This window comes from Salinispirillum marinum (assembly GCF_042650105.1).
Classification (GTDB): Bacteria; Pseudomonadota; Gammaproteobacteria; order Pseudomonadales; family Natronospirillaceae; genus Salinispirillum; species Salinispirillum marinum.
Genome location: NZ_JBHSAL010000002.1, coordinates 112,153 through 131,462, shown reverse-complemented (window position 1 = coordinate 131,462; position 19,310 = coordinate 112,153). Strand labels below are relative to the sequence as shown.

The window sequence follows — 19,310 nt, the reverse complement described above, 5'->3', positions numbered from 1 at the left end:
GGCATCTCTCCTTCTCATCATAGTCCTGTTGTTCGGAGATTGTGCAACGGCGTTGCAAAGGGCGTAGGGCGTATGCCTAAAAGCGCGACTCCCGGCCTGCCGTGGAGCGCTGTAGGCATACCCCGAAAGCCCTAGACGGTTATTTATGCCTATTCCGAACGCACCAACCGAATCAACACCCGTTCACCGGCGGCCCGTTCACTGAGGCTATAAACTTGGTCTTCTAGCAAAATACGATGATTGACGGCCAGAGCACCCACGCGCAAAAAATACGCGTTGCCGGGCACGGGTTCGTTGATATCCACAATGTTGTACCCGCCAGCCCCATCGGATTCCATGCGCCCACGCCCCTCGATATGCCCTAAACCGGCGGCAAAATCCGGCTGATGACTGTTCTCCAAACGCAATTGTCCTTCATGGACACCGTAGCAGTCGGTAACCGGGAACCCTGCCACGGAGTGATTCCATCCCATGCACCACTGCCCATCGGCAGGTAAGTCCAAGCGGTAAACCACACTGTTATCTCGGCGCCGGATTTCGAGCTGCCAAGCGTCGTCGGCCATGGCGACAATGGGTTTTGTATCACCGTCTTGCGACACTGCCGCACAGGCCGCTAGCGCTAAACAGGCCAAAACCGAGATCCACTTACCAATGTGCACTGAATGCCACCTTCATTTCTCTTGCTTGATGTTCTTCTGCGCTGAGTACGACATCCCAGCGCCGTCCGGTACCCAACCGCAACCGCCCGGCGAGCATGGGTTCTGCATCTACATCGGCAGCAACGTGGTAGCGATATCCAGCATCCAGATGCAATTTCCACCAGGACTGCACACCCACTATCGCGCCCAAACGGGCCGTGCCGGAAACGGGGCCTTTGTCACCATTGTTGATACGCCCTTCAAACATTGAATAAACCGCGCTATCGCTGCCCATTGCCAAACCCTTGCCCAAGCCACCTTCCGCAAACCCTTGCAAGCAATCGTTGCAGCTTAGGTCCGCTTGTTCGGCACCCAATCGTACCTTCCAAGCTAAACCACCGTCTCCCGGCTGCCCGGTTCGGGACAGGTTCAGGGCCTCGATATGCACCAAGTCAAAACGTTTTAACCAAATGTCATTTTCCGTGGCGGCGACGGACAGATCGAACATGGCCATGTGCATGAAAGGTAGGCGTCCCTGTGCGGGGGCAAGATGGTCGAAGTACGACAGCCGGAAGCGCCCGGTCACGCCGGTACCGATGACATCATTGCCGAACACAGCCGCCTGCAACAGGCTGGGGAATTGTCCGGCATGAGGCGGTTGTTGATCGCGCAGAAATTGCCGGGGCGGCGACGGTGCGAAGGCTAACCGTTGCTGTACCAACGGGCGACGCACCTCACTCAGTTCTTCTGGCGTGCCGTGCAGCGCATAATAGAACCCGTAGTATTCAAGCAAGGTATCTAAAACGTCGATGTGTTCTGCATCGGTAGGTCGGGTGATCATCGGTTTGTTACGCACCGGCGCGGCAATATGTTGGGCTACAGCGCGTTGTTGCTCTTTTGACAGCGCTTCGTACAGTTCGGTAAAACGCGATTGTCCGGCTGGAATATAACGGACGGCTTGCACAACCGGCTCGCCATTCAGGCGCTGGTCCATCAAATTATTGAAGATATCGTGTGGCAGCGTCCAAGGTTTTATCTGGTTGCCCAGTGGCTCGTCCAAGACCAAATCCAACACCTGTGCCGTGCGATAAGCACAGTTCTCACTGGCAAAATAGTATACGAACTCTTGGCCTAGCAGCTCCCATGTGTGGGCCACAATAAAATCCACTTTATCTTGCGGAAAATTCAAACGGTATTCCCACAGATCACGTTGCTGCATTTCGCCGTACAACAAGCTGTTTTGATGAAACCGCGAATACGCAAAAACCGCGTTGTATTTGCCCACCAGCCCGCGCCATACAAATACGGCAGGTGTTTCGTTGTTGGGTAAATCAACACCGAAGTTTACTGTGGTGCCTAAGATGCTGTCCGGGTCGGAACTCGCATAATTCAGTTTCAACAACACATGACCATAAAACGACGATGGGTTGCCCAAGTAGCCATTGGCCCATATCAGGCTGACCGAATCTATTTGTTCGTTTACGCGCCAGGCGGCGTAGTCTTCACACGCCGGGGTCGGTAAGGTTACCGTTGAGAAATCGAGCTGTTGCTGCAACCACGTAAAGCGCGCGGGGAAGCGACATTGGGCGTGCTGTTCCGGTTGAAAACCGTCGACGGGCGCAAGAACACCCGCGATTAACGCCTGCAGTTCGGCCGCAGGGTCATGTTCGCCTTGCGGGGAAAGAAAGAACCCGGCGGAATTGATGTCGCTGCTGTAGCCCCGACCAAAACCCTGGGGTTGGTAATACACCAACTTGTGCCACATGGGGGTGTGAAAGAGTTCTGCCCGTTGGGCCTCTTGCCAAAACCGCTCTACTGTGGCGTTCTGTGCGGCCTGCGGGCTAGAAATAATGACCAGACCCAAACAAACAAACCACCCTATTGCGCCAGTAAGACGTTTGATTGCCACCTGATTCACGCTATGAATACTCACATTGCGCACTGAATGGTTCGGAAATTTGGCGCAGAACCACGCTGAATAATTGAGCAGATTTGTTAGCAGCGGGTAGCTCAGCGTAGTCGTCAGCCAGCATGATCGGTGCGAAGTCACGCCGTACCGCCGACAAAATTTCGCGCTGCGCTGCTGGCTCGCACGACAATATATTCAATAGATCAGCGCTGTAGCGCCCGAAACCGGTTGCCAATTCGGCTTCTAGCGTGTCATAGGTTTCATGTACAAAGCGCAAGGCAGCGATGTCTGCCGCATGACATAACAAAGTGTCCGGTACGACTTGTGTGCCATCAATGCTCATGAAATCCCAGTAAATCCGCGACATGGGCGAATTGAGTTCCGTGAATTTAAACACTGGTGCACCAACCCGACAGGCCGAGATCGAGGGGTTCGCAACACTGGCATAGGTCTCTTGGGGTGTTTGCGCTTGGGCCACGCCGAACAACAACACAGTATGAAACACCAAGAACGATACATATTGAACACTGCGATATGGCATCGAGAGCAGCCTACGATGAAAATCTTGCAGCGATGTTAACAAACTGTAAGTCATGCCGAAACACCTGTAGGAGGCCAGCCCTCTGGCCGATTGTTCGCGCGGAAGACCGCGCTCCTACGACTACGACTCGCTGTAGGAGACCAGCCCCCTGGCCGATTATTCGCGCGGAGGGCCGCGCTCCTACGACTAAGATTCGCTGTAGGAGGCCAGCCCTCTGGCCGATTGTTCGCGCGAGAAAAGTGATATTACAACCAAATACAATCCCAATGCGGATAGTCGCCTATTTGCTCAACTAACTTCGACCTAAGAGCGTTGGCCACAATATAACGTGCGGTGCCTATCAAGTCTTCTTCTGCACGAATAGCGTGGTCATAGAAGCCATTCTGCCAGATAGCAACGCCTAGCTTTTTCGACGTCACTGACTTTACTCGCCGAACTATGTTTGATAGCTCCCCATTTTGGAGCACAAACAACCAATGCAGATGGTCAGGCATGACGACAAATGACAGTGTTAATGTGCTGGACAACACATCTTCCTGCTTTAACGTCTGAATGATCGTGCGAGCGGCATAAAAATCTGAAAAAACAGGATTACGATTCTTGGTCGTTGCTGTAACGTGATATATGTAATTAGGCGCGGAGAAACGGCCTTTACGCAGATTTCGTCCATGGAATTGCATGACTTTTTTCCATAACTTTAAATAGGTTATTTTGCTGCAAAGGTGCTATTGATGGTACTCACCACAGGGGTAGTCCTTCGCGCGGAGGGCCGCGCTCCTACGGATCGGATACACTTTTGAAAGAGGCCAGCCCCCTGGCCGATTGTTCGCGCGGTGGGCCGTGCTCCTACGGATCGGATACACTTTTGTAGGAGGCCAGCCCTCTGGCCGAATCCTTCGCACGGAGGGCCGCGCTCCTAGGACCACGACATCCGCATAAAAGGGGATCTGACTCCAAAACGTAAAAGCACAATATTGTCGACATTAGACAATTGTCGTAGAGAAAAAACACCAACCAAAGCCTAGAATAGACCTCAATTACAGACTAGCCGCCCAAAGATTGTCGACAATAACAACAACGACCATCCATTGGGGCCTGTTACGCACTCAACTAGGCGCTTACCATGAAAACTTACACCGACCAATATGACCTGTCGCAACAGCAACCTGAACTGTTCTGGGACGCTCAAGCTGCTCACCTTGCATGGTTCAAAACACCACAACGCGTTCTGACCAAAGATGAACATGGCATAGACCGATGGTTTGCCGATGGGGAATTAAATACTTGTTATCTCGCCTTAGATCATCATGTAGGGCAAGGGCACGGTGACCGAGTTGCCATTTACTATGACTCCCCTGTCACACAACAAAAATGCGCTATTACTTATCACGAATTGTTGGACGATACAGCCCGCTTTGCCGGTGTATTGTCGGATCTGGGCGTGGAAAAAGGCGATACCGTCGTCTTGTATATGCCGATGATTCCAGAAGCGGTGGTCGCCATGTTGGCGGTCGCACGTTTGGGTGCCATCCACTCTGTGGTGTTTGGTGGCTTCGCGCCACATGAACTCGCGGTCAGGATTGATGATGCCAAGCCCAAGGTCGTGGTGAGCGCATCTTGTGGAATCGAAGTCGACAAGATCATTCCCTACAAGCCGTTACTGGATGAGGCTCTGGAGCAAAGCCACCATGTGCCGAACCATTGCGTCGTGGTCCAACGCCCGCAATGTGCCGCTACGCTTCAACCACAAAGGGATATCGACTGGCATCAGGCCGTTAAACAAGCAAAGCCCGTACCCTGCACTGCGGTTAACGGCACAGACCCGCTATATATTCTGTATACCTCCGGCACTACGGGCAAACCCAAGGGCGTACAGCGCGACCATGGTGGGCACGCGGTGGCGTTGAATTATGCCATGCGGGCGGTATATGACATGGCCCCCGGCGAGGTGTTCTGGGCGGCGTCCGATATCGGCTGGGTGGTGGGGCATTCCTTCATCGTCTATGGGCCATTGATTGCCGGATGCAGTACGGTGCTGTATGAAGGCAAGCCGATTCGTACACCGGATGCCAGCGCCTTCTGGCGGGTGTGCGCTGAATACCGCGTTAAAGTTCTGTTTGCCGCACCCACCGCCTTTCGTGCCATCAAGAAAGAAGACCCGCACGCCACCGGTATGGCGCATTATGATTTATCAGCCCTGGCGTATGTGTTTGTGGCGGGCGAGCGTTTGGACCCGGCCACCTATGAGTGGTTAAAAGACCGCACGCAAAAGCCAGTGATTGACCATTGGTGGCAAACTGAAACCGGCTGGCCGGTATGCGCTAACCTAATGGGACTGGAAGCCAAGCCCACCAAGCCGGGCTCATCAACGCTACCCGTACCCGGTTACGCGGTGACGATTTTGGACGAAGCAGGTCAGCCCGTCGCCAACGGTCAGCAAGGTGCTATTGCCTTAAAGCTCCCCTTACCACCGGGCTGTTTGGCAACCTTATGGCAAGACCACGAACGTTTTGTACGAGGCTATTTAAATACCTACCCCGGCTATTATCTTACCGGTGATGGCGGTTACGTCGACAACGACGGCTATGTGTTCATCATGGGCCGCATTGATGATGTGATCAATGTGGCGGGGCATCGCTTATCCACTGGCGAGATGGAAGAAATTGTGGCGGCCAACCCCAACGTGGCGGAATGCGCGGTGATTGGTATACCAGACGACCTCAAAGGCCAAAAACCCCTAGGTTTGGTGGTTCTGAAAGACGGCGTGGACGCCTCGGAGGCCTCTCTCACGGCGGAAATCGTGGCGCAAATTCGCCATGACATCGGTGCTGTAGCCTGCTTTCACGATGCCATGGTGGTACAGCGGTTGCCGAAAACCCGGTCAGGCAAAATATTACGCGCCCTACTGCGACAGATGGCCGCCGGAGAAGCGTACAAAATTCCTTCTACCATTGACGACCCCGGTTGCCTAAACGAACTTGAACAAGCGATGCGGGAACGTGGCATTACGCCGACGGCACCTTGTAGCTGACGGCGTTCTGAAACCACTGTACAGCAGAGTCTAAATGCAAGGTTCTGACCTGCGGTAAACTGGGTTCGATGTCTAAGGTTGCAACGCGCAGGCGCACCTTATCAGGGCTTTTGTCCATGCGCGAAAACAGATGGGTGCCACAGTTTGCACAAAAATAACGCCGTTTGCCGGGTGAGGATTCGAAAAAGCGCAAAAGGTCGTCACCCGTGTTCACCTGAAGCGCTGTCGCCGACAGGGTAGAGCCCGCAGACAACACCGAGCCATGCGCTTTGCGACACACGGAGCAATGGCATAAATCGATTTGGGTGGGTTCTTCCTGCAGGTGATACGTCACTTGGCCGCAAAGACAACTGCCCGTCAACATTTGGATACTCCTCAGTCTTAACAGATTGGCTTAGCTCTGGCGAGGTAAGCAATGTTTTGCGACTATAGTCCAACCACTCACTCGCGGAAATAATAACGTGTCGATTGAAAGTGCGATCACCTATTTTGTCGCTATTTTTATATTTGCCATCACCCCCGGACCGGGGATATTCGCATTGCTGGCGCGTGGCATGACGGCGGGAATACCCTCGTGCGTGCCGCTGGCATTTGGTATGACGGTGAGCGACATCATATACTTGCTTCTGGCCTGTTTTGGTTTGGCCGCCATTGCGGAAAACTGGAGTGAAGTATTTACGGTGATTCGCTTCGTGGGTGCCGCTTACTTGATTTACCTGGGCTACAAGATGTGGACAACACCGATCAAGGTGCAAAGCCTTTCGAAGGATGGGGAGGCCGTGCCCGGTGCCTTGATGAGCTTTGTTCAGGGGTTTCTGATTTCCGCTTCGAACCCGAAAGTGATTCTGTTCTATATCGCATTTTTACCGACCTTCATCGACCTGACCCGGTTATCACGGGCCGACATTGGCTTGGTGGTGGTCTTGACCATGCTAGGGCTCATGGCCGGGTTGATGTTGATCGCGGCCGGAATTTCCGGTGCACGCCGGTTTTTTCAATCCGAAAAAGCCATGCGAGCCATGAACCGAGGTGCCGGATCGTTGATGATAGCCGCCGGGTTGTTTTTGGTGGGTAAGAGCTAGGGAACCTAGCGAATTTTTGTGCCTCGCCTCTACCTGTTTCATCCGGACACGAGTAGAATTCGCGCGTCACTTTTGATGGCGCATCATGAAGCTCATTTCTTTCGATTCATTCCGTACTTTGCATATTCCGGGCGTTCAATACGTCAAAGCCGAACATTTTTTACGCCACGAGGCCGATATTCGAGCGGCAGACTGGGTACTCTTTCCCGAGTTTTGGCAACTTAACACCTTAATCTATGCTTGGGGTTGTCGGGTCTTCCCAAGTCCGGCGACCTATGTGCTGGGTCATGACAAAATCGAGATGACCCGCGTATTCCAGGCCGTCATTCCCAAACACACCCCGGATACCTGGATTGCCGCCAATACTGAGCGCGAACAGGAACGCCTATGGGACCTTATGGACCTGCCCTTTGTCGCTAAGATTCCAAAAGCCAGCATGGGTGAAGGCGTATTTTTGATTGAAGAACGCCGCCAATGGCGCGACTACTGTAACCTCACACCAATACTCTATGTACAGGAATACCTCCCCATTGACCGTGATATGCGCATTATCGTCGCCGGAAAACAAATTTTGGGTGGGTACTGGCGTTTGCAGTCAGACAACGGCTTCCACAACAACGTCAGCCAAGGCGGCACTGTAGACCATTCACCATTGCACCCGGCGGCAACGGAACTGGTTATTACCCTGGCTCAAACCCTGAACATTGACCATGCCGGTTTTGACATTGCCATGGTGGGGCAACACCCCTATGTGTTTGAGTTTAACCGGTTATTTGGTAACAAGGGCCTGCCAGGCTTGGATTATGCTTTGGCGGCCGCCATCACACCCTATTTGGCGAATCAATTACCGGGCCATTTAGGTGAGCAATTCGAAAACCTTACCGCCCCCGGGGATAAGCCGCCCACGCAGGTAGCATAACTCGGCTTAGATTCTGTGTATCTCAACCATTCAAGCGCAGGGCGTATGCCTTAAGGCGCGACTTCCGACCTGCCGACGAACGTTACGAGAGGGTTTTAACCACCCTTACGCCGAATGCAGAAAATCGTAAATGGATTGCGCCAAGCCCCGACTAACACCCTTCACCTTGGCGATTTCATCAACACTGGCACTCTTTACCGCCATGCCACTGCCAAAGTGCCGCACCAAGGCTTTGCGCCGTTCATTGCCAATGCCGGGAATGTCATCCAACAGCGAACGGGTGCGCGTTTTATCACGTCGTGCTCGATGTCCGGCAATGGCAAACCGGTGCGACTCATCCCGAATGTGTTGCAACAGATGCAGGCCCGGTGAATGCTTGGCAATAACGATCTCATGCTCGGCATCGTCCAGATACAGCGTTTCCATACCGGCTTTACGGGTTACCCCTTTGGCGATACCCAGCAGTCTGGGCTGTATGCCCAATTCGGCCATCACTTCTTGCGCGATGCCCAATTGACCTTTGCCACCATCAATAATGATGAGATCAGGCAGTGGCGTTTCTTCCTTCAATAACCGACTGTAGCGCCGCGTCAGCGCTTGCCGCATGGCCGCATAATCATCTCCGCCGGTAATGCCCTCAATATTGAAGCGCCGATACATACGCTTCGCCGGGCCTTGGCGGTCGAACACCACGCAACTGGCTACCGTGGCTTCACCATGGCTGTGTGAAATATCGAAACACTCCAAACGTTGAATGGGCTCCGGCAATTTCAGGCTGTCTTCGAGTGCTTTAAAACGAGCTTCTGTGCTGTCCTTCCCGGCAATGTGCATCGCCAGTTGTTCACTGGCATTGGTCAGCGCCAAGTCCCGCCACTTGGCGCGATCGCCTCGGACATCACTCTTAATCGCTACTTTACGCCCGGCTACTTCCGCCAAAGCGGTTTCCAACAGGGCCGCCGTCGGCCGATTGAGCGACGGTACAACCAATAGTTCGGCCGGTATTTCACGCCCGGTGGCGCCTAAATAATGTTGACCGATATAAGCTTCAATCAAATCATCAGCTGATTCGGCCAACCCCGGTTTAGGGTGATGCGTTTTGCTGCCGATAAGACGCCCGTTGCGCACCAACAATTGATGCACACAACAGCCGCGCCCTTCAAACACGGCCGCGATAACGTCCACATTGCCTTGCTTCCCTGCGACATGTTGTTGCTCTTGAATTTTGCGCAGTAACAAGACTTGATCGCGATATTCGGCCGCCTTCTCAAATTCCAGCGCGGCCGCAGCCTGGTCCATCTGTTGCTCGATATCATGCAACAAATCCTGATTTTTTCCGGTGAGAAAGCGCTCCGTTTTATTCAAATCGGCGGCGTATTCTTCGGCGCTGACGTAGCCGACGCAGGGCGCCTTGCAGCGCTTAATCTGATACTGCAGGCATGGCCGCGAGCGGCCCGAAAATACCGTGTCTTCGCATTGCCGCACTTTGAAGGCTTTCTGCAGCGTGGCTAAGCTTTCACGCACTGCACCAGCGCTCGGAAACGGGCCGAAATACCGACCTTTCTTTTTCTGTGCACCGCGGTGCAAATGCAGGCCCGGCCAGTCTTGCTCACTTGACAGGAAAATGTAGGGATAGCCTTTATCGTCCACCAACATGATGTTGTACGGCGGCCGATGGGATTTAATCAGGGTTTGTTCCAACAGCAGTGCTTCAGTTTCGCTGTGTGTGACCGTGATATCGATGCGCGCAATGCGTTGCACGAGAGCAACGGTTTTATTGGTCAGGCCGCGGGCCCGAAAATAACTGCCTACCCGGTTTTTTAGATTCTTGGCTTTGCCGACGTACAGCAAGTCGCCGTCCTCGCCGTACATGCGATAAACGCCCGGTTTGGGCGTTAGCGACGAGACAAAGGCTTTGGCATCGAACTCGGAAGGTGAAGACGCGGACATACCGTTAAGACAGCCGCTCCAAATCACTCATTTCGACCAGACCATGACGCAAGGCGAGGTGAGTCAATTCAACATCACTGGCAATATTTAGTTTTTCAAAAATGCGGTAACGGTAGGTATTTACCGTTTTTGGGCTGAGACACAGTTTATCGGAAATAGCCTGCACCTTGTGACAGTTCACAATCATCATGGTGATCTGCATTTCGCGTTCCGACAGGGCATCCAAAGGGTTTTCACTACTTTCGCCGGCAAAACTGCTCAGCGCCATTCGCTGGGCGATTTCGGGGCTTAAATAGCGCTGCCCACGCGCTACCGAGTTGATCGCTAAGACCATTTCTTCAATACCCGCGCCTTTGGTCAAATAACCGGCAGCTCCGGCTTTCAGAAGCCGACTGGGGAAGGGGTCTTCGGTGCAGGATGTCACGACAATAATCTTGGTTTGCGGTTGGGCAGCGTGGAGGCGACGTGTCGCTTCCAGACCACCGATACCGGGCATTTTCACGTCCATCAGCATGACTTGAGGTTTAAGCTCACGCGCCATAATCAGCGCCTGCTCGCCACTGCTGGCTTCGCCAACGATTTTGATGGTGTCAATGTCTTCTAACAGCCGTTTAATACCGGTGCGAACGAGATCATGATCATCGACCAACATCACAGTAACCATCTTATTCCACTCGTACAGCCGATTGTAGGTCGAGTCTAACGCAGAGTCCCGGTTCTGCAAAGCTCGCCGTTATTGGCTCGTGGAGTGCCGGGTGGCACTCCACGCTGGACGATTTACAAATATTGCTCGGCATAGGCCGCCAATCGAGACCTGGCCACCCCCAACAAACTCAACGAACCGCCAAACTCAAAGCTCTTAAAGCGCTCGGTCATGTAGGTCAATCCGGAACTCGTTGGCCCCAAGTAGGGGGTGTCTATTTGCGCGAGATTGCCCAAGCACACAACTTTTGTGCCCTCCCCAGCTCGGGTGATGATGGTTTTAATTTGGTGCGGGGTCAGGTTTTGCGCTTCATCCACAATCAACAGCGTGTGTTGGAAACTGCGCCCTCGGACAAAGTTCATCGACTTGAAGTGCAACGGCATGTTGGCGCCAACGTAATGTTCACTGCTGTTGGGGTCGTAGTCTTCGGCGTGTAACGCTTCCAGATTGTCCGTAAAGGCGCCCAGCCACGGGGCCATTTTGTCGGTTTCAGTACCGGGCAAAAAGCCGATATCTTCATCGAGGCCACGCGTGCTGCGGGTCGCCACAATACGTTTATACAATTTGGTTTCAACGGTTTGCTCCAGCGCACAGGCTAACGCCAGAATGGTCTTACCGGAACCGGCTGGTCCGTTCAGTGATACAAGGTCCACATTGGGGTCAAGCAACAGACGCATGGCCATCGCTTGAAAGGCATCGCGCGGATTCAAACCCCACGCTTTCTGGCGCATTAAAATGCCTTCATTCGACAATTCCAAGGTCACGGTATCTTCTTCGACCGCCAAAATGCGACCAATGAAATCACGCTCATCGCGAATGAATTGGCACGGAAAATATTCCGGGCCAATCAGGTTGTCCAAATGCGCGCGCGGTATCTTTTGTTCTTTCTGTCCGTCGATTTCCAAGTGCCCTTGCGCTTCCATGGCGTCCCAAAAATCGCCTTCTACTTGAATGTAACCCTTGTTCAAGCGATCAATGTCGGTAATCAATTGGTCATTGTGATAGTCCTCGGCATCGAGGCCGCAACCCCGCGCTTTTAGGCGCATATTGATGTCTTTCGTGACCAACACCACTTTGCTGCCCGCGTACTTGCGTTGCAGGTGCAGCAAATCATTAATGATTTTATTGTCGTTAATGTGGGCTTGTAATGTGCCCGAGGTGGGCGATTCGCCGTAAGGCATTAAAATGGACAGGCGCCCTAAATAGCTGCCATCGGCACGGGGTATCGGCACACCTTTAATAACATCGGCGGGTGCAGCGTCGGCAATGATGCGATCTATGGTGCGAACGGCTTGGCGACAATCGGCGGCCAGTGGCGTGGTGCCGACTTTGAGTTTGTCTAACTCCTCCAATACCACCATGGGGATGAGTACGGCGTGTTCTTCAAAATTAAACAGAGCGTTAGGGTCATGAATTAATACGTTGGTGTCGAGCGCGTAAATCTTCATTTCACTCATTCAACAGTCCTTAGCCATTGTTGGGCATGGTTGAATTAGGTTCGCCCCGCACCGGCGTACGGGGCACCAGCACGGCAGTTTAGTGTCGGGTTTCTCCTTCGTTAGGTAGCACATGAGCAAAGGTATCGGGCAACAGGTCAGCCTTGTATACGCGAATGCGTTCATGCAAACGGGCAGCACATTCACCCGACTGACCATCGACTTGCTGCATCAGCACCACTTCACCTTCCACGGCATCCAGGGTTACCAACACCCCTAAACAGAAGCCCTCTTCCGTTGCCAGCGATACCATATCGCCCACTTCGTACGAGCGCTGAATGGTGTTCCAAGGGCGCTGTGACAGCCAATCTGCGCCGTCTTGCGCGTCACCAAAGCGCGCGGCAGCGATCACCGCCAGCGTATCGATGATGGCGTCGTCCGAAAGATCAAGACGCATGCTGTTTTCAGCATCAAAACGTTCAGGGAATTGCTTTTGTAACAAAATGGACAGTAGCTCCGAGTCCTCCGTGGTCCATTCCACATCAATGTGGGAACGTCCAACACACGACAAGAACTCAGCTGTGACAATATCGGTTTCCAATTGCAGGTTACCGTGGGTATCACTGGGCGTTTGAAACACCAACGTCACAGAATCTGGTCCTGTGCCGCTTTCATCAACGATACGCCAAAAAACACCGGATTGCGCTTGTACAGTCATAAACACCTCCAGGTGGCTGGGGCGGTGCAGGGCCATGAAAACGCACTAACGGGCCCTGACGGCTCCACGTAGATTAACAAGGAATACGATCGTGTTACCGTTACCTCTTCATAACAGACCTTAAAGCCGTCACTGTCAACTAATTTTTCACTTTGGCCTCGTTTTGCATTCGGCAAGCATCATTGACGAAAAAGTCGGTCTGAAAACCGCTAGGCCGTTGATTTAACGTTGAAATTGACTAAGCTCACCTCTCACGATTCTGCGAGCCCTCGTATTTCTCATGGTGGATACTCCGTTCGATCCATTAAATCCCGTGCATTGGTTGGCTGGCCTGCAACATTTACCCTTCACTGTGGCCCTCGACAGTTGCCAACCCGGCGCTCCATTCGGACGATTTTCGGTGGTCGCGGCATTGCCTGCGCGCTATTTTGTCGCTCATCATGCTCAGGCATTGGAAGAGTGGGTACGCCAGCCTGATGGCACCTATCACTGTACTCGTACCCATCGGGGTTCGGTGGCGGCCACTTTGGCCAATTTGCAGAGTCAGGTCGAACCGACCGACGAATCCCTATTCGACAAGTCTGGATTTTGCGGTGGTTTGATCGGTTTCCTCAGTTACGAACTGGGTCAATTGATGCAGGGGGTCTCCATAGCGGACCCACGGCGCCAGACTATAGCCGAGGTTTTTGACAGTCCGCTGGCTTGGGTAGGTGACTTTGACCACGCCGTGGTACTGGATCACGAGACACAGCAGACTTACTTCTTGGGCATGGCTCAGCAGTGGCAACCGCAACCTTTGACCGTTCCGCTCGCGCTCTTAGCCAAACCGGGACACCGCACCATGAACACCAGTCTATCGGCCAGCCAATACCAAGCACGCATGGCACGACTGAAAGACTACATTGCGGCGGGCGACTGCTATCAGGTGAATTTAACCCGGCAGTTCGATGCGCCTTGGCCCCATGCTGCCCTGACGACCTATGCGCACTTGAGAGCCGCTACACCCATGCCATTTGCGGCCTATGTGGACTTGGGCGATACCCAGTTGCTGAGCCTGTCACCAGAACGCTTTCTGCACATTGCGCAAGGCGTCATGGAAACCAAACCGATTAAAGGTACCCGACCACGCAGTGCCGACCCAAAGATCGATCAAGCGCTGCGCGACGCGTTATTGCACAGCACCAAAGACCGGGCCGAAAATGTGATGATCGTTGACTTGCTGCGCAACGATATAGGGCGCAGCGCGGTGCCGGGCAGTGTTCAAGTGCCGAAGCTCTTTGATTTGGAGAGCTTCGCTAATGTGCATCAATTGGTCAGTACCGTCACGGCGCAACTGCAACCCGAGCAATCGCCCTTGGGTGCGCTGTTGCAGGCCTTTCCGGGCGGTTCAATTACTGGCGCACCGAAACGTCGGGCGATGGAAATTATTGCCGAACTCGAACCGCACCGTCGGGGGCCTTATTGCGGCAGTATTTTTTATCAATCGGCAAACGGAACCCTCGACAGCAACATAATGATTCGTACTTTGGGTTTGCAAAATGGGCACTTATGGGCTTGGGCGGGCGGCGGCATCGTGTGGGATTCGGATGCCACCGCAGAGTTCGAAGAAACGCACGACAAGATACGGCATCTGGTCGAGGCCTTAGGCTTAACGTTACCCTGATTTTCGGGCCGAGTGGACTACAATGTCAGCTCGCGTTGACTCGCCTTCATGAATTCCTGCTTCAAATCGGCGTAAGTGTGCACGGCTGGAAATTGCGGAAATTCGGCAATGACGTTGGCGGGCGCATGAAACAGAATGCCCGCGTCGGCCTCGGCCAGCATGGTGGTGTCGTTGTACGAATCCCCGGCCGCGATGCACCGATAGTTCAAGCTGTGAAACGCTTTTACGGACTGCCGCTTAGGGTCTTTTTGACGCAAATGATAATTCACGACCCGGCCGTTCGCGTCGGTCTCCAAACGGTGGCAGAGTAACGTCGGAAAACCCAACTGGCGCATCAAGGGCTGCGAAAACTCGTAAAAAGTATCCGACAGAATGACCACCTGAAAGCGCTCCCGGAGCCAGTCAACAAACTCGACTGCGCCATCCAATGGCTTTAATGTGGCAATGACTTCTTGGATTTGTGGCAACCCTAAGCCATGCTGATCCAGAATCGTTAAGCGCTGACGCATCAACACATCGTAGTCAGGAATATCACGAGTCGTCGCCTTCAATTCATCAATGCCTGTTTTTTCGGCAAACGCGATCCAGATTTCCGGTACCAATACCCCTTCCAGGTCAAGGCATGCTATTTCCACGGGTAGACTCCTCTGCTGATATTTTAATCGTTGGTGATGCATCGTGCGGCGCACATTATGCCCTGCACGGCCAACTAGAACCAGTGACATATCCATAGTCAGAATTGGTATTTTGGCTTGCACGGCGCCTTTGCTATGCTGCGTTACACATAAACCAAGTGAACCCTACAGCCCAATGATCACCCCAGAACAGATTGAACAATGGCAAGACAATTTGGTCAGCAAGACACCCAAAGACATTTTACGCTTTGCGCACGAGCAGTTTGACAGTATCGCCATCTCTTTCAGTGGTGCCGAAGACGTCGTGTTAATTGACTTAGCAAAGAAAGTCAGCAAACAGGTGCAGGTATTTACCTTGGATACAGGCCGTTTGCACGCCGACACCTACCGTTTTATTGATCAGGTGCGCAAACACTACGCATTAGATTTAGAGATCTTAAGCCCCGATCAGGCCAAGCTGGAGCCTTTTGTCCAAGCCAAAGGTTTATTCAGCTTTTACGATGACGACCACAAAGAATGCTGCGGAATTCGCAAAGTAGACAGTCTCAAGCGAAAACTCCCCACCGTGGATGCGTGGATAACGGGTCAACGTAAAGACCAAAGCCCGAGTACTCGTTCGGCGGTGGCGACCGTCGAGCTGGACGGTGTTTTCGGGCGCCCGGATAAGCCCTTGGTAAAGTTCAACCCGCTGGCGAATTGGACTTCTGCACAGGTCTGGGAATACATTCGAATGTTTGATGTGCCCTTCAATCCATTACATGAGCGCGGCTTTGTCAGCATTGGGTGTGAGCCCTGCACCCGCCCCGTACTGCCAGGACAGCACGAGCGTGAGGGGCGGTGGTGGTGGGAGGAGGCGACGCAGAAAGAGTGCGGCTTGCATCAAGCGTAAAACCACTTTTTCTCAATCTGTCGGTGTTAAAAATGGTTTCAAAATGCTCACTTACAGTTAGTAAGCTGCGCTTCCTCAGCCATTTTTGCCTAGCCAGATTTTCGCCTTAGTGGTTTTACGAACAATGACTTTTTCTCAATCTGTCGGTGTTAAAAATATTTTCTGAATATTCACCTACTACCAGCAGCGTCAGAAGGTCGGCAAGGACACGTGCTTAAACAGTTCATCGACATCGGCCTTTGTGCTGCAAGCCATAGCCTGATCAATGAGGTTTTTGGTCAGGTGCGGGGCAAAGGCTTCGATGAATTTGTACATGTAGCCGCGTAAAAACACCCCTTTGCGCAACCCGACTTTGGTGACACTGGCTTCAAACAAATGACTGGCGTCCAGGGTGACCAAGTCGCTGTCTTGCTCGTCGTCCATGGCCATACTGGCGACAATACCCACCCCCAAGCCCAGACGAACATAGGTCTTGATGACATCCGCATCGGCGGCGGTGAACACGGTTTTGGTTTCCAAGCCGCGGCTGCTGAAGGCCTCGTCGAGCTTGGAACGTCCGGTAAAACCGAACACATAGGTCACCAACGGAAATGCGGCAATGTCCTCTAAGGTGAGTTGAGGCTTGGTCGCTAACGGGTGTTTTTTCGGTACGATGATGCTCCGGTTCCAGCGGTAACAGGGCAACATGATCAGGTCGTGGAAGTGCTCCATGGCTTCAGTGGCGATCGCGAAATCCGCTGTACCGTTCGACGCCATTTCGGCAATTTGCATCGGCGTACCCTGCTGCATATGCAGGGAAACGTCGGGAAACCGCTTAATAAACCCTTCGATAACGTGCGGCAGTGCATAGCGTGCTTGGGTGTGGGTGGTCGCAATGGACAAACTGCCCTTGCTTTCATCACTGAATTCCTGAGCAACCTGCTTGATGCTTTCCACTTTTTTTAGCACTTCGCCCACCACCTGCAGAATGGCTACTCCGGCCGGCGTGACGCGGGTGAGATGTTTACCGCTGCGCGCGAAGATCTCCACACCCAGCTCATCTTCCAACAGGCGAATTTGCTTCGAAATACCCGGCTGCGAGGTATAGAGCACCTGGGCCGTTGCCGACACGTTTAGATCGTGGTGGGCAACTTCCCAAATGTACCGCAGTTGCTGCAACTTCATGAACCAAGCCCTGTTATAAAAACAGAGTTAAATATGCTTTTTCAGCATACAGAGGTCAACCGCTTTTGTAGGACTCGCCTAAATTCCAAACAAACCAAAGAAGCCTTGGTCGCTGTTCAGGCGAAACTCGGTAATTTCCAGCGTTACGGCCGAAATGTTGCAACGGCTCCACAATTCCAGCGGTACACCGCTGCGATCCGTGGGGCGCATGAACACGTCCATGAAGATCACGTATTCATTTCGGTCTGCATCGAAGCGCGATGAACGCGTATCAAAGCGCGTATTCATCAGTTGACTTCCCGCATCTGACATCACACGGGCTCGGCAGACCACAAAGGCATCCTGCATGGGAATGATATTGGGCGATACCTGTGGTGGCGGGCTAATGCCCAGCATGTCGGTCACAAAATTACCTTTCCCGGTCGATTGCGACAGCGCAATGGAACGGAAAAACAGGGTCAACGCCACGGCAGCAATAATCACAGCGATGAAGGCGCCGATCAAAAACAACAAGTCGCGTCGGGCGTTATTGGCTTTAGCTTTTGACATACTGCTATGGACTCCATCAATACCGATGTATTGAAACAACCGTCAAGTTCCGCAAAGGCAACTTTGTCTGAATTTCTACCTCTATCGATTTTTCCGTTCACTGTTAGAAAATTGATCTATTTTTTCACTATCCAATCGATAGACAGAATTTAGCATATTCCAATGAAATAGCCAGACCATACCCTGTGAGGCATTGAACGATGATGATAAAATGGCCGCTCAAGAGAGCAACAGGCAAGTCGGCAAACGTGTCGATTTCGCCAGTCATTAAAAAAGCCCAGCGATTGAAATGTGTGCACTGAATTATATTCAGCCTGATCCAACTGGTGCGAATAACTATTGGAAGCAAGATGACCGTTATTACCGAAAACCTCAATGTTGAGTCGCAGGAAGTTCTCATAACGCCGGCCGAACTTAAGCGTCGCATCCCCTTGACCGATGCTGCGGCAAATACCATCAATGCCGGTCGAGTCGCCATCAACAACATTTTGAAGCGCGAAGACCATCGTATATTTCTCGTGGTAGGCCCTTGCTCTATCCACGATATTGATGCGGCCAAAGACTACGCCCAGCGCTTCAAGAAGCTGGCCGAAGAAGTCTCTGACACCCTGTTGCTGGTGATGCGGGTGTATTTTGAAAAACCACGGACAACCGTGGGCTGGAAGGGTTTGATCAATGACCCCTACCTGAACGACACCTTCAAAATTGAAGATGGACTCGCCATAGGTCGCCAATTGCTGTCTGACATCGCCGAAATGGGTGTGCCAACCGCGACCGAAGCGCTTGACCCTATTTCGCCACAGTACATGCAGGATTTGATCTCCTGGGCGGCCATCGGCGCACGTACCACCGAATCGCAAACCCACCGCGAGATGGCCAGCGGCTTGTCGTCCGCAGTGGGTTTTAAAAATGGCACTGATGGCGGTTTACAAGTCGCTATTAATGCGCTGATGTCAGTGAGCAAACCACACCGCTTCCTCGGTATTGATGGCGAAGGTCAGGTCGCCATCATTCATACGAAAGGCAACCCGCACGGACACGTTGTACTCCGCGGTGGTAGTGGCAAACCGAACTACGATTCAGTGAGCGTTTCACTGTGCGAACAGGAAATGCGCGCCTCCGGGCTACTACCCAACATCATGGTGGATTGTTCACACGCCAACTCGAATAAAGACCCCGCGCTTCAGACACTGGTAGCCGAGAATGTCGCCAACCAGATTCTAGAAGGCAACCAATCCATCATTGGCTTGATGATTGAAAGCAACATCAATTTTGGCAGCCAGAAGTTGTCGTCCAACCGTGCGGAGATGCAGTATGGCGTGTCGGTGACCGATGGTTGCATTGGCTGGGACGCAACGGAAGACAGCATTCGGAAAATGCATGCCAAGTTGAAGGATGTATTGCCGAAGCGCATGGCCTAGATTCTTCCTGTTCTAGGCAGTAGGTGTACCTAGGGGTATGCCTCAAGGCGCGATCAAATGCGCCA

General features: G+C 52.8%; 18 protein-coding genes. 6 read left to right on the top strand and 12 right to left on the bottom strand.

Features of this window, described 5'->3' with window-relative positions; all coding sequences use genetic code 11:
* Positions 1–149 precede the first annotated feature (149 nt).
* From ACFOSD_RS07760 to ACFOSD_RS07745, 4 genes are all read right to left on the bottom strand, one after another.
* Positions 150–659: a DUF1850 domain-containing protein gene (locus ACFOSD_RS07760; protein ID WP_380695211.1), complete on the bottom strand. Its 510-nt coding sequence runs from the start codon at positions 657–659 to the stop codon at positions 150–152.
* The gene (locus ACFOSD_RS07755) at positions 646–2,571 is read right to left on the bottom strand and encodes an Lnb N-terminal periplasmic domain-containing protein (protein WP_380695209.1); all 1,926 of its coding nucleotides are present in this window, start codon (positions 2,569–2,571) and stop codon (positions 646–648) included. Before ACFOSD_RS07755 ends, ACFOSD_RS07760 begins: the two co-directional genes overlap by 14 nt.
* Positions 2,558–3,142 carry a hypothetical protein gene (locus tag ACFOSD_RS07750; protein ID WP_380695207.1) on the bottom strand — a complete coding sequence of 195 codons (585 nt, stop codon included), beginning with the start codon at positions 3,140–3,142 and terminating at the stop codon, positions 2,558–2,560. The genes ACFOSD_RS07755 and ACFOSD_RS07750 overlap by 14 nt, the downstream gene beginning before the upstream one ends.
* Positions 3,143–3,333: 191 nt before the next feature.
* Positions 3,334–3,768 (bottom strand): REP-associated tyrosine transposase, encoded by a 435-nt coding sequence (locus ACFOSD_RS07745; RefSeq protein ID WP_380695205.1) that lies wholly within the window; start codon positions 3,766–3,768, stop codon positions 3,334–3,336.
* Positions 3,769–4,211: 443 nt separating this feature from the next.
* Here ACFOSD_RS07745 and ACFOSD_RS07740 point away from each other — a divergent pair, with 443 nt between their 5' ends.
* Positions 4,212–6,119: a propionyl-CoA synthetase gene (locus tag ACFOSD_RS07740; protein ID WP_380695203.1), complete on the top strand. Its 1,908-nt coding sequence runs from the start codon at positions 4,212–4,214 to the stop codon at positions 6,117–6,119.
* On the opposite strand, the gene ACFOSD_RS07735 is transcribed toward ACFOSD_RS07740, so the two are convergent.
* Positions 6,094–6,483, bottom strand: a complete 390-nt coding sequence (locus ACFOSD_RS07735) for a GFA family protein (protein ID WP_380695201.1) — start codon at positions 6,481–6,483, stop codon at positions 6,094–6,096. The two genes, ACFOSD_RS07740 and ACFOSD_RS07735, sit on opposite strands and share 26 nt — an antisense overlap.
* A 97-nt stretch (positions 6,484–6,580) precedes the next feature.
* Here ACFOSD_RS07735 and ACFOSD_RS07730 point away from each other — a divergent pair, with 97 nt between their 5' ends.
* Positions 6,581–7,201, top strand: a complete 621-nt coding sequence (locus ACFOSD_RS07730) for a LysE family translocator (RefSeq protein ID WP_380695199.1) — start codon at positions 6,581–6,583, stop codon at positions 7,199–7,201.
* An 85-nt stretch (positions 7,202–7,286) separates the two neighbouring features.
* Positions 7,287–8,120 (top strand): ATP-grasp domain-containing protein, encoded by an 834-nt coding sequence (locus tag ACFOSD_RS07725; protein WP_380695197.1) that lies wholly within the window; start codon positions 7,287–7,289, stop codon positions 8,118–8,120.
* A gap of 105 nt (positions 8,121–8,225) precedes the next feature.
* Here ACFOSD_RS07725 and uvrC read toward each other — a convergent pair whose 3' ends face one another.
* From uvrC to ACFOSD_RS07705, 4 genes are all read right to left on the bottom strand, one after another.
* A complete protein-coding gene (gene uvrC, locus ACFOSD_RS07720) occupies positions 8,226–10,067 on the bottom strand; it encodes an excinuclease ABC subunit UvrC (protein ID WP_380695195.1) in 1,842 nt (613 codons plus the stop codon).
* A gap of 4 nt (positions 10,068–10,071) precedes the next feature.
* Positions 10,072–10,731 carry a UvrY/SirA/GacA family response regulator transcription factor gene (gene uvrY / locus ACFOSD_RS07715; RefSeq protein ID WP_380695193.1) on the bottom strand — a complete coding sequence of 220 codons (660 nt, stop codon included), beginning with the start codon at positions 10,729–10,731 and terminating at the stop codon, positions 10,072–10,074.
* Between the two features lie 113 nt (positions 10,732–10,844).
* On the bottom strand, positions 10,845–12,227 hold the full coding sequence (locus tag ACFOSD_RS07710) for a PhoH family protein (RefSeq protein ID WP_380695191.1): 1,383 nt from the start codon (positions 12,225–12,227) through the stop codon (positions 10,845–10,847).
* 79 nt (positions 12,228–12,306) lie between these two features.
* Positions 12,307–12,924, bottom strand: coding sequence for a hypothetical protein (locus ACFOSD_RS07705; protein ID WP_380695189.1), 618 nt, complete (start codon positions 12,922–12,924; stop codon positions 12,307–12,309).
* A gap of 280 nt (positions 12,925–13,204) precedes the next feature.
* Here ACFOSD_RS07705 and pabB point away from each other — a divergent pair, with 280 nt between their 5' ends.
* Positions 13,205–14,587 (top strand): aminodeoxychorismate synthase component I, encoded by a 1,383-nt coding sequence (pabB, locus tag ACFOSD_RS07700; protein ID WP_380695187.1) that lies wholly within the window; start codon positions 13,205–13,207, stop codon positions 14,585–14,587.
* Positions 14,588–14,604: 17 nt separating this feature from the next.
* Here pabB and thrH read toward each other — a convergent pair whose 3' ends face one another.
* On the bottom strand, positions 14,605–15,222 hold the full coding sequence (thrH, locus tag ACFOSD_RS07695; protein ID WP_380695185.1) for a bifunctional phosphoserine phosphatase/homoserine phosphotransferase ThrH: 618 nt from the start codon (positions 15,220–15,222) through the stop codon (positions 14,605–14,607).
* A gap of 175 nt (positions 15,223–15,397) precedes the next feature.
* Here thrH and ACFOSD_RS07690 point away from each other — a divergent pair, with 175 nt between their 5' ends.
* On the top strand, positions 15,398–16,111 hold the full coding sequence (locus tag ACFOSD_RS07690; RefSeq protein ID WP_380695183.1) for a phosphoadenylyl-sulfate reductase: 714 nt from the start codon (positions 15,398–15,400) through the stop codon (positions 16,109–16,111).
* 189 nt (positions 16,112–16,300) lie between these two features.
* Here ACFOSD_RS07690 and cysB read toward each other — a convergent pair whose 3' ends face one another.
* A complete protein-coding gene (gene cysB, locus ACFOSD_RS07685; RefSeq protein WP_380695181.1) occupies positions 16,301–17,275 on the bottom strand; it encodes an HTH-type transcriptional regulator CysB in 975 nt (324 codons plus the stop codon).
* Positions 17,276–17,353: 78 nt separating this feature from the next.
* Positions 17,354–17,824: a hypothetical protein gene (locus tag ACFOSD_RS07680; RefSeq protein WP_380695179.1), complete on the bottom strand. Its 471-nt coding sequence runs from the start codon at positions 17,822–17,824 to the stop codon at positions 17,354–17,356.
* Between the two features lie 350 nt (positions 17,825–18,174).
* On the opposite strand from ACFOSD_RS07680, the gene ACFOSD_RS07675 reads away from it, so the two are divergent.
* A complete protein-coding gene (locus tag ACFOSD_RS07675) occupies positions 18,175–19,245 on the top strand; it encodes a 3-deoxy-7-phosphoheptulonate synthase (protein ID WP_380695177.1) in 1,071 nt (356 codons plus the stop codon).
* The last annotated feature ends 65 nt before the right edge of the window (positions 19,246–19,310 follow it).

Coding starts and splice junctions, on each gene's coding strand:
- ACFOSD_RS07750 (WP_380695207.1), bottom strand. CDS start 3,142: ATGACTTACAGTTTGTTAACATCGCTGCAAGATTTTCATCGTAGGCTG.
- ACFOSD_RS07745 (WP_380695205.1), bottom strand. CDS start 3,768: ATGCAATTCCATGGACGAAATCTGCGTAAAGGCCGTTTCTCCGCGCCT.
- ACFOSD_RS07740 (WP_380695203.1), top strand. CDS start 4,212: ATGAAAACTTACACCGACCAATATGACCTGTCGCAACAGCAACCTGAA.
- ACFOSD_RS07735 (WP_380695201.1), bottom strand. CDS start 6,483: ATGTTGACGGGCAGTTGTCTTTGCGGCCAAGTGACGTATCACCTGCAG.
- ACFOSD_RS07725 (WP_380695197.1), top strand. CDS start 7,287: ATGAAGCTCATTTCTTTCGATTCATTCCGTACTTTGCATATTCCGGGC.
- uvrC (WP_380695195.1), bottom strand. CDS start 10,067: ATGTCCGCGTCTTCACCTTCCGAGTTCGATGCCAAAGCCTTTGTCTCG.
- uvrY (WP_380695193.1), bottom strand. CDS start 10,731: ATGGTTACTGTGATGTTGGTCGATGATCATGATCTCGTTCGCACCGGT.
- ACFOSD_RS07710 (WP_380695191.1), bottom strand. CDS start 12,227: ATGAGTGAAATGAAGATTTACGCGCTCGACACCAACGTATTAATTCAT.
- ACFOSD_RS07705 (WP_380695189.1), bottom strand. CDS start 12,924: ATGACTGTACAAGCGCAATCCGGTGTTTTTTGGCGTATCGTTGATGAA.
- pabB (WP_380695187.1), top strand. CDS start 13,205: ATGGTGGATACTCCGTTCGATCCATTAAATCCCGTGCATTGGTTGGCT.
- ACFOSD_RS07690 (WP_380695183.1), top strand. CDS start 15,398: ATGATCACCCCAGAACAGATTGAACAATGGCAAGACAATTTGGTCAGC.
- cysB (WP_380695181.1), bottom strand. CDS start 17,275: ATGAAGTTGCAGCAACTGCGGTACATTTGGGAAGTTGCCCACCACGAT.
- ACFOSD_RS07680 (WP_380695179.1), bottom strand. CDS start 17,824: ATGTCAAAAGCTAAAGCCAATAACGCCCGACGCGACTTGTTGTTTTTG.
- ACFOSD_RS07675 (WP_380695177.1), top strand. CDS start 18,175: ATGACCGTTATTACCGAAAACCTCAATGTTGAGTCGCAGGAAGTTCTC.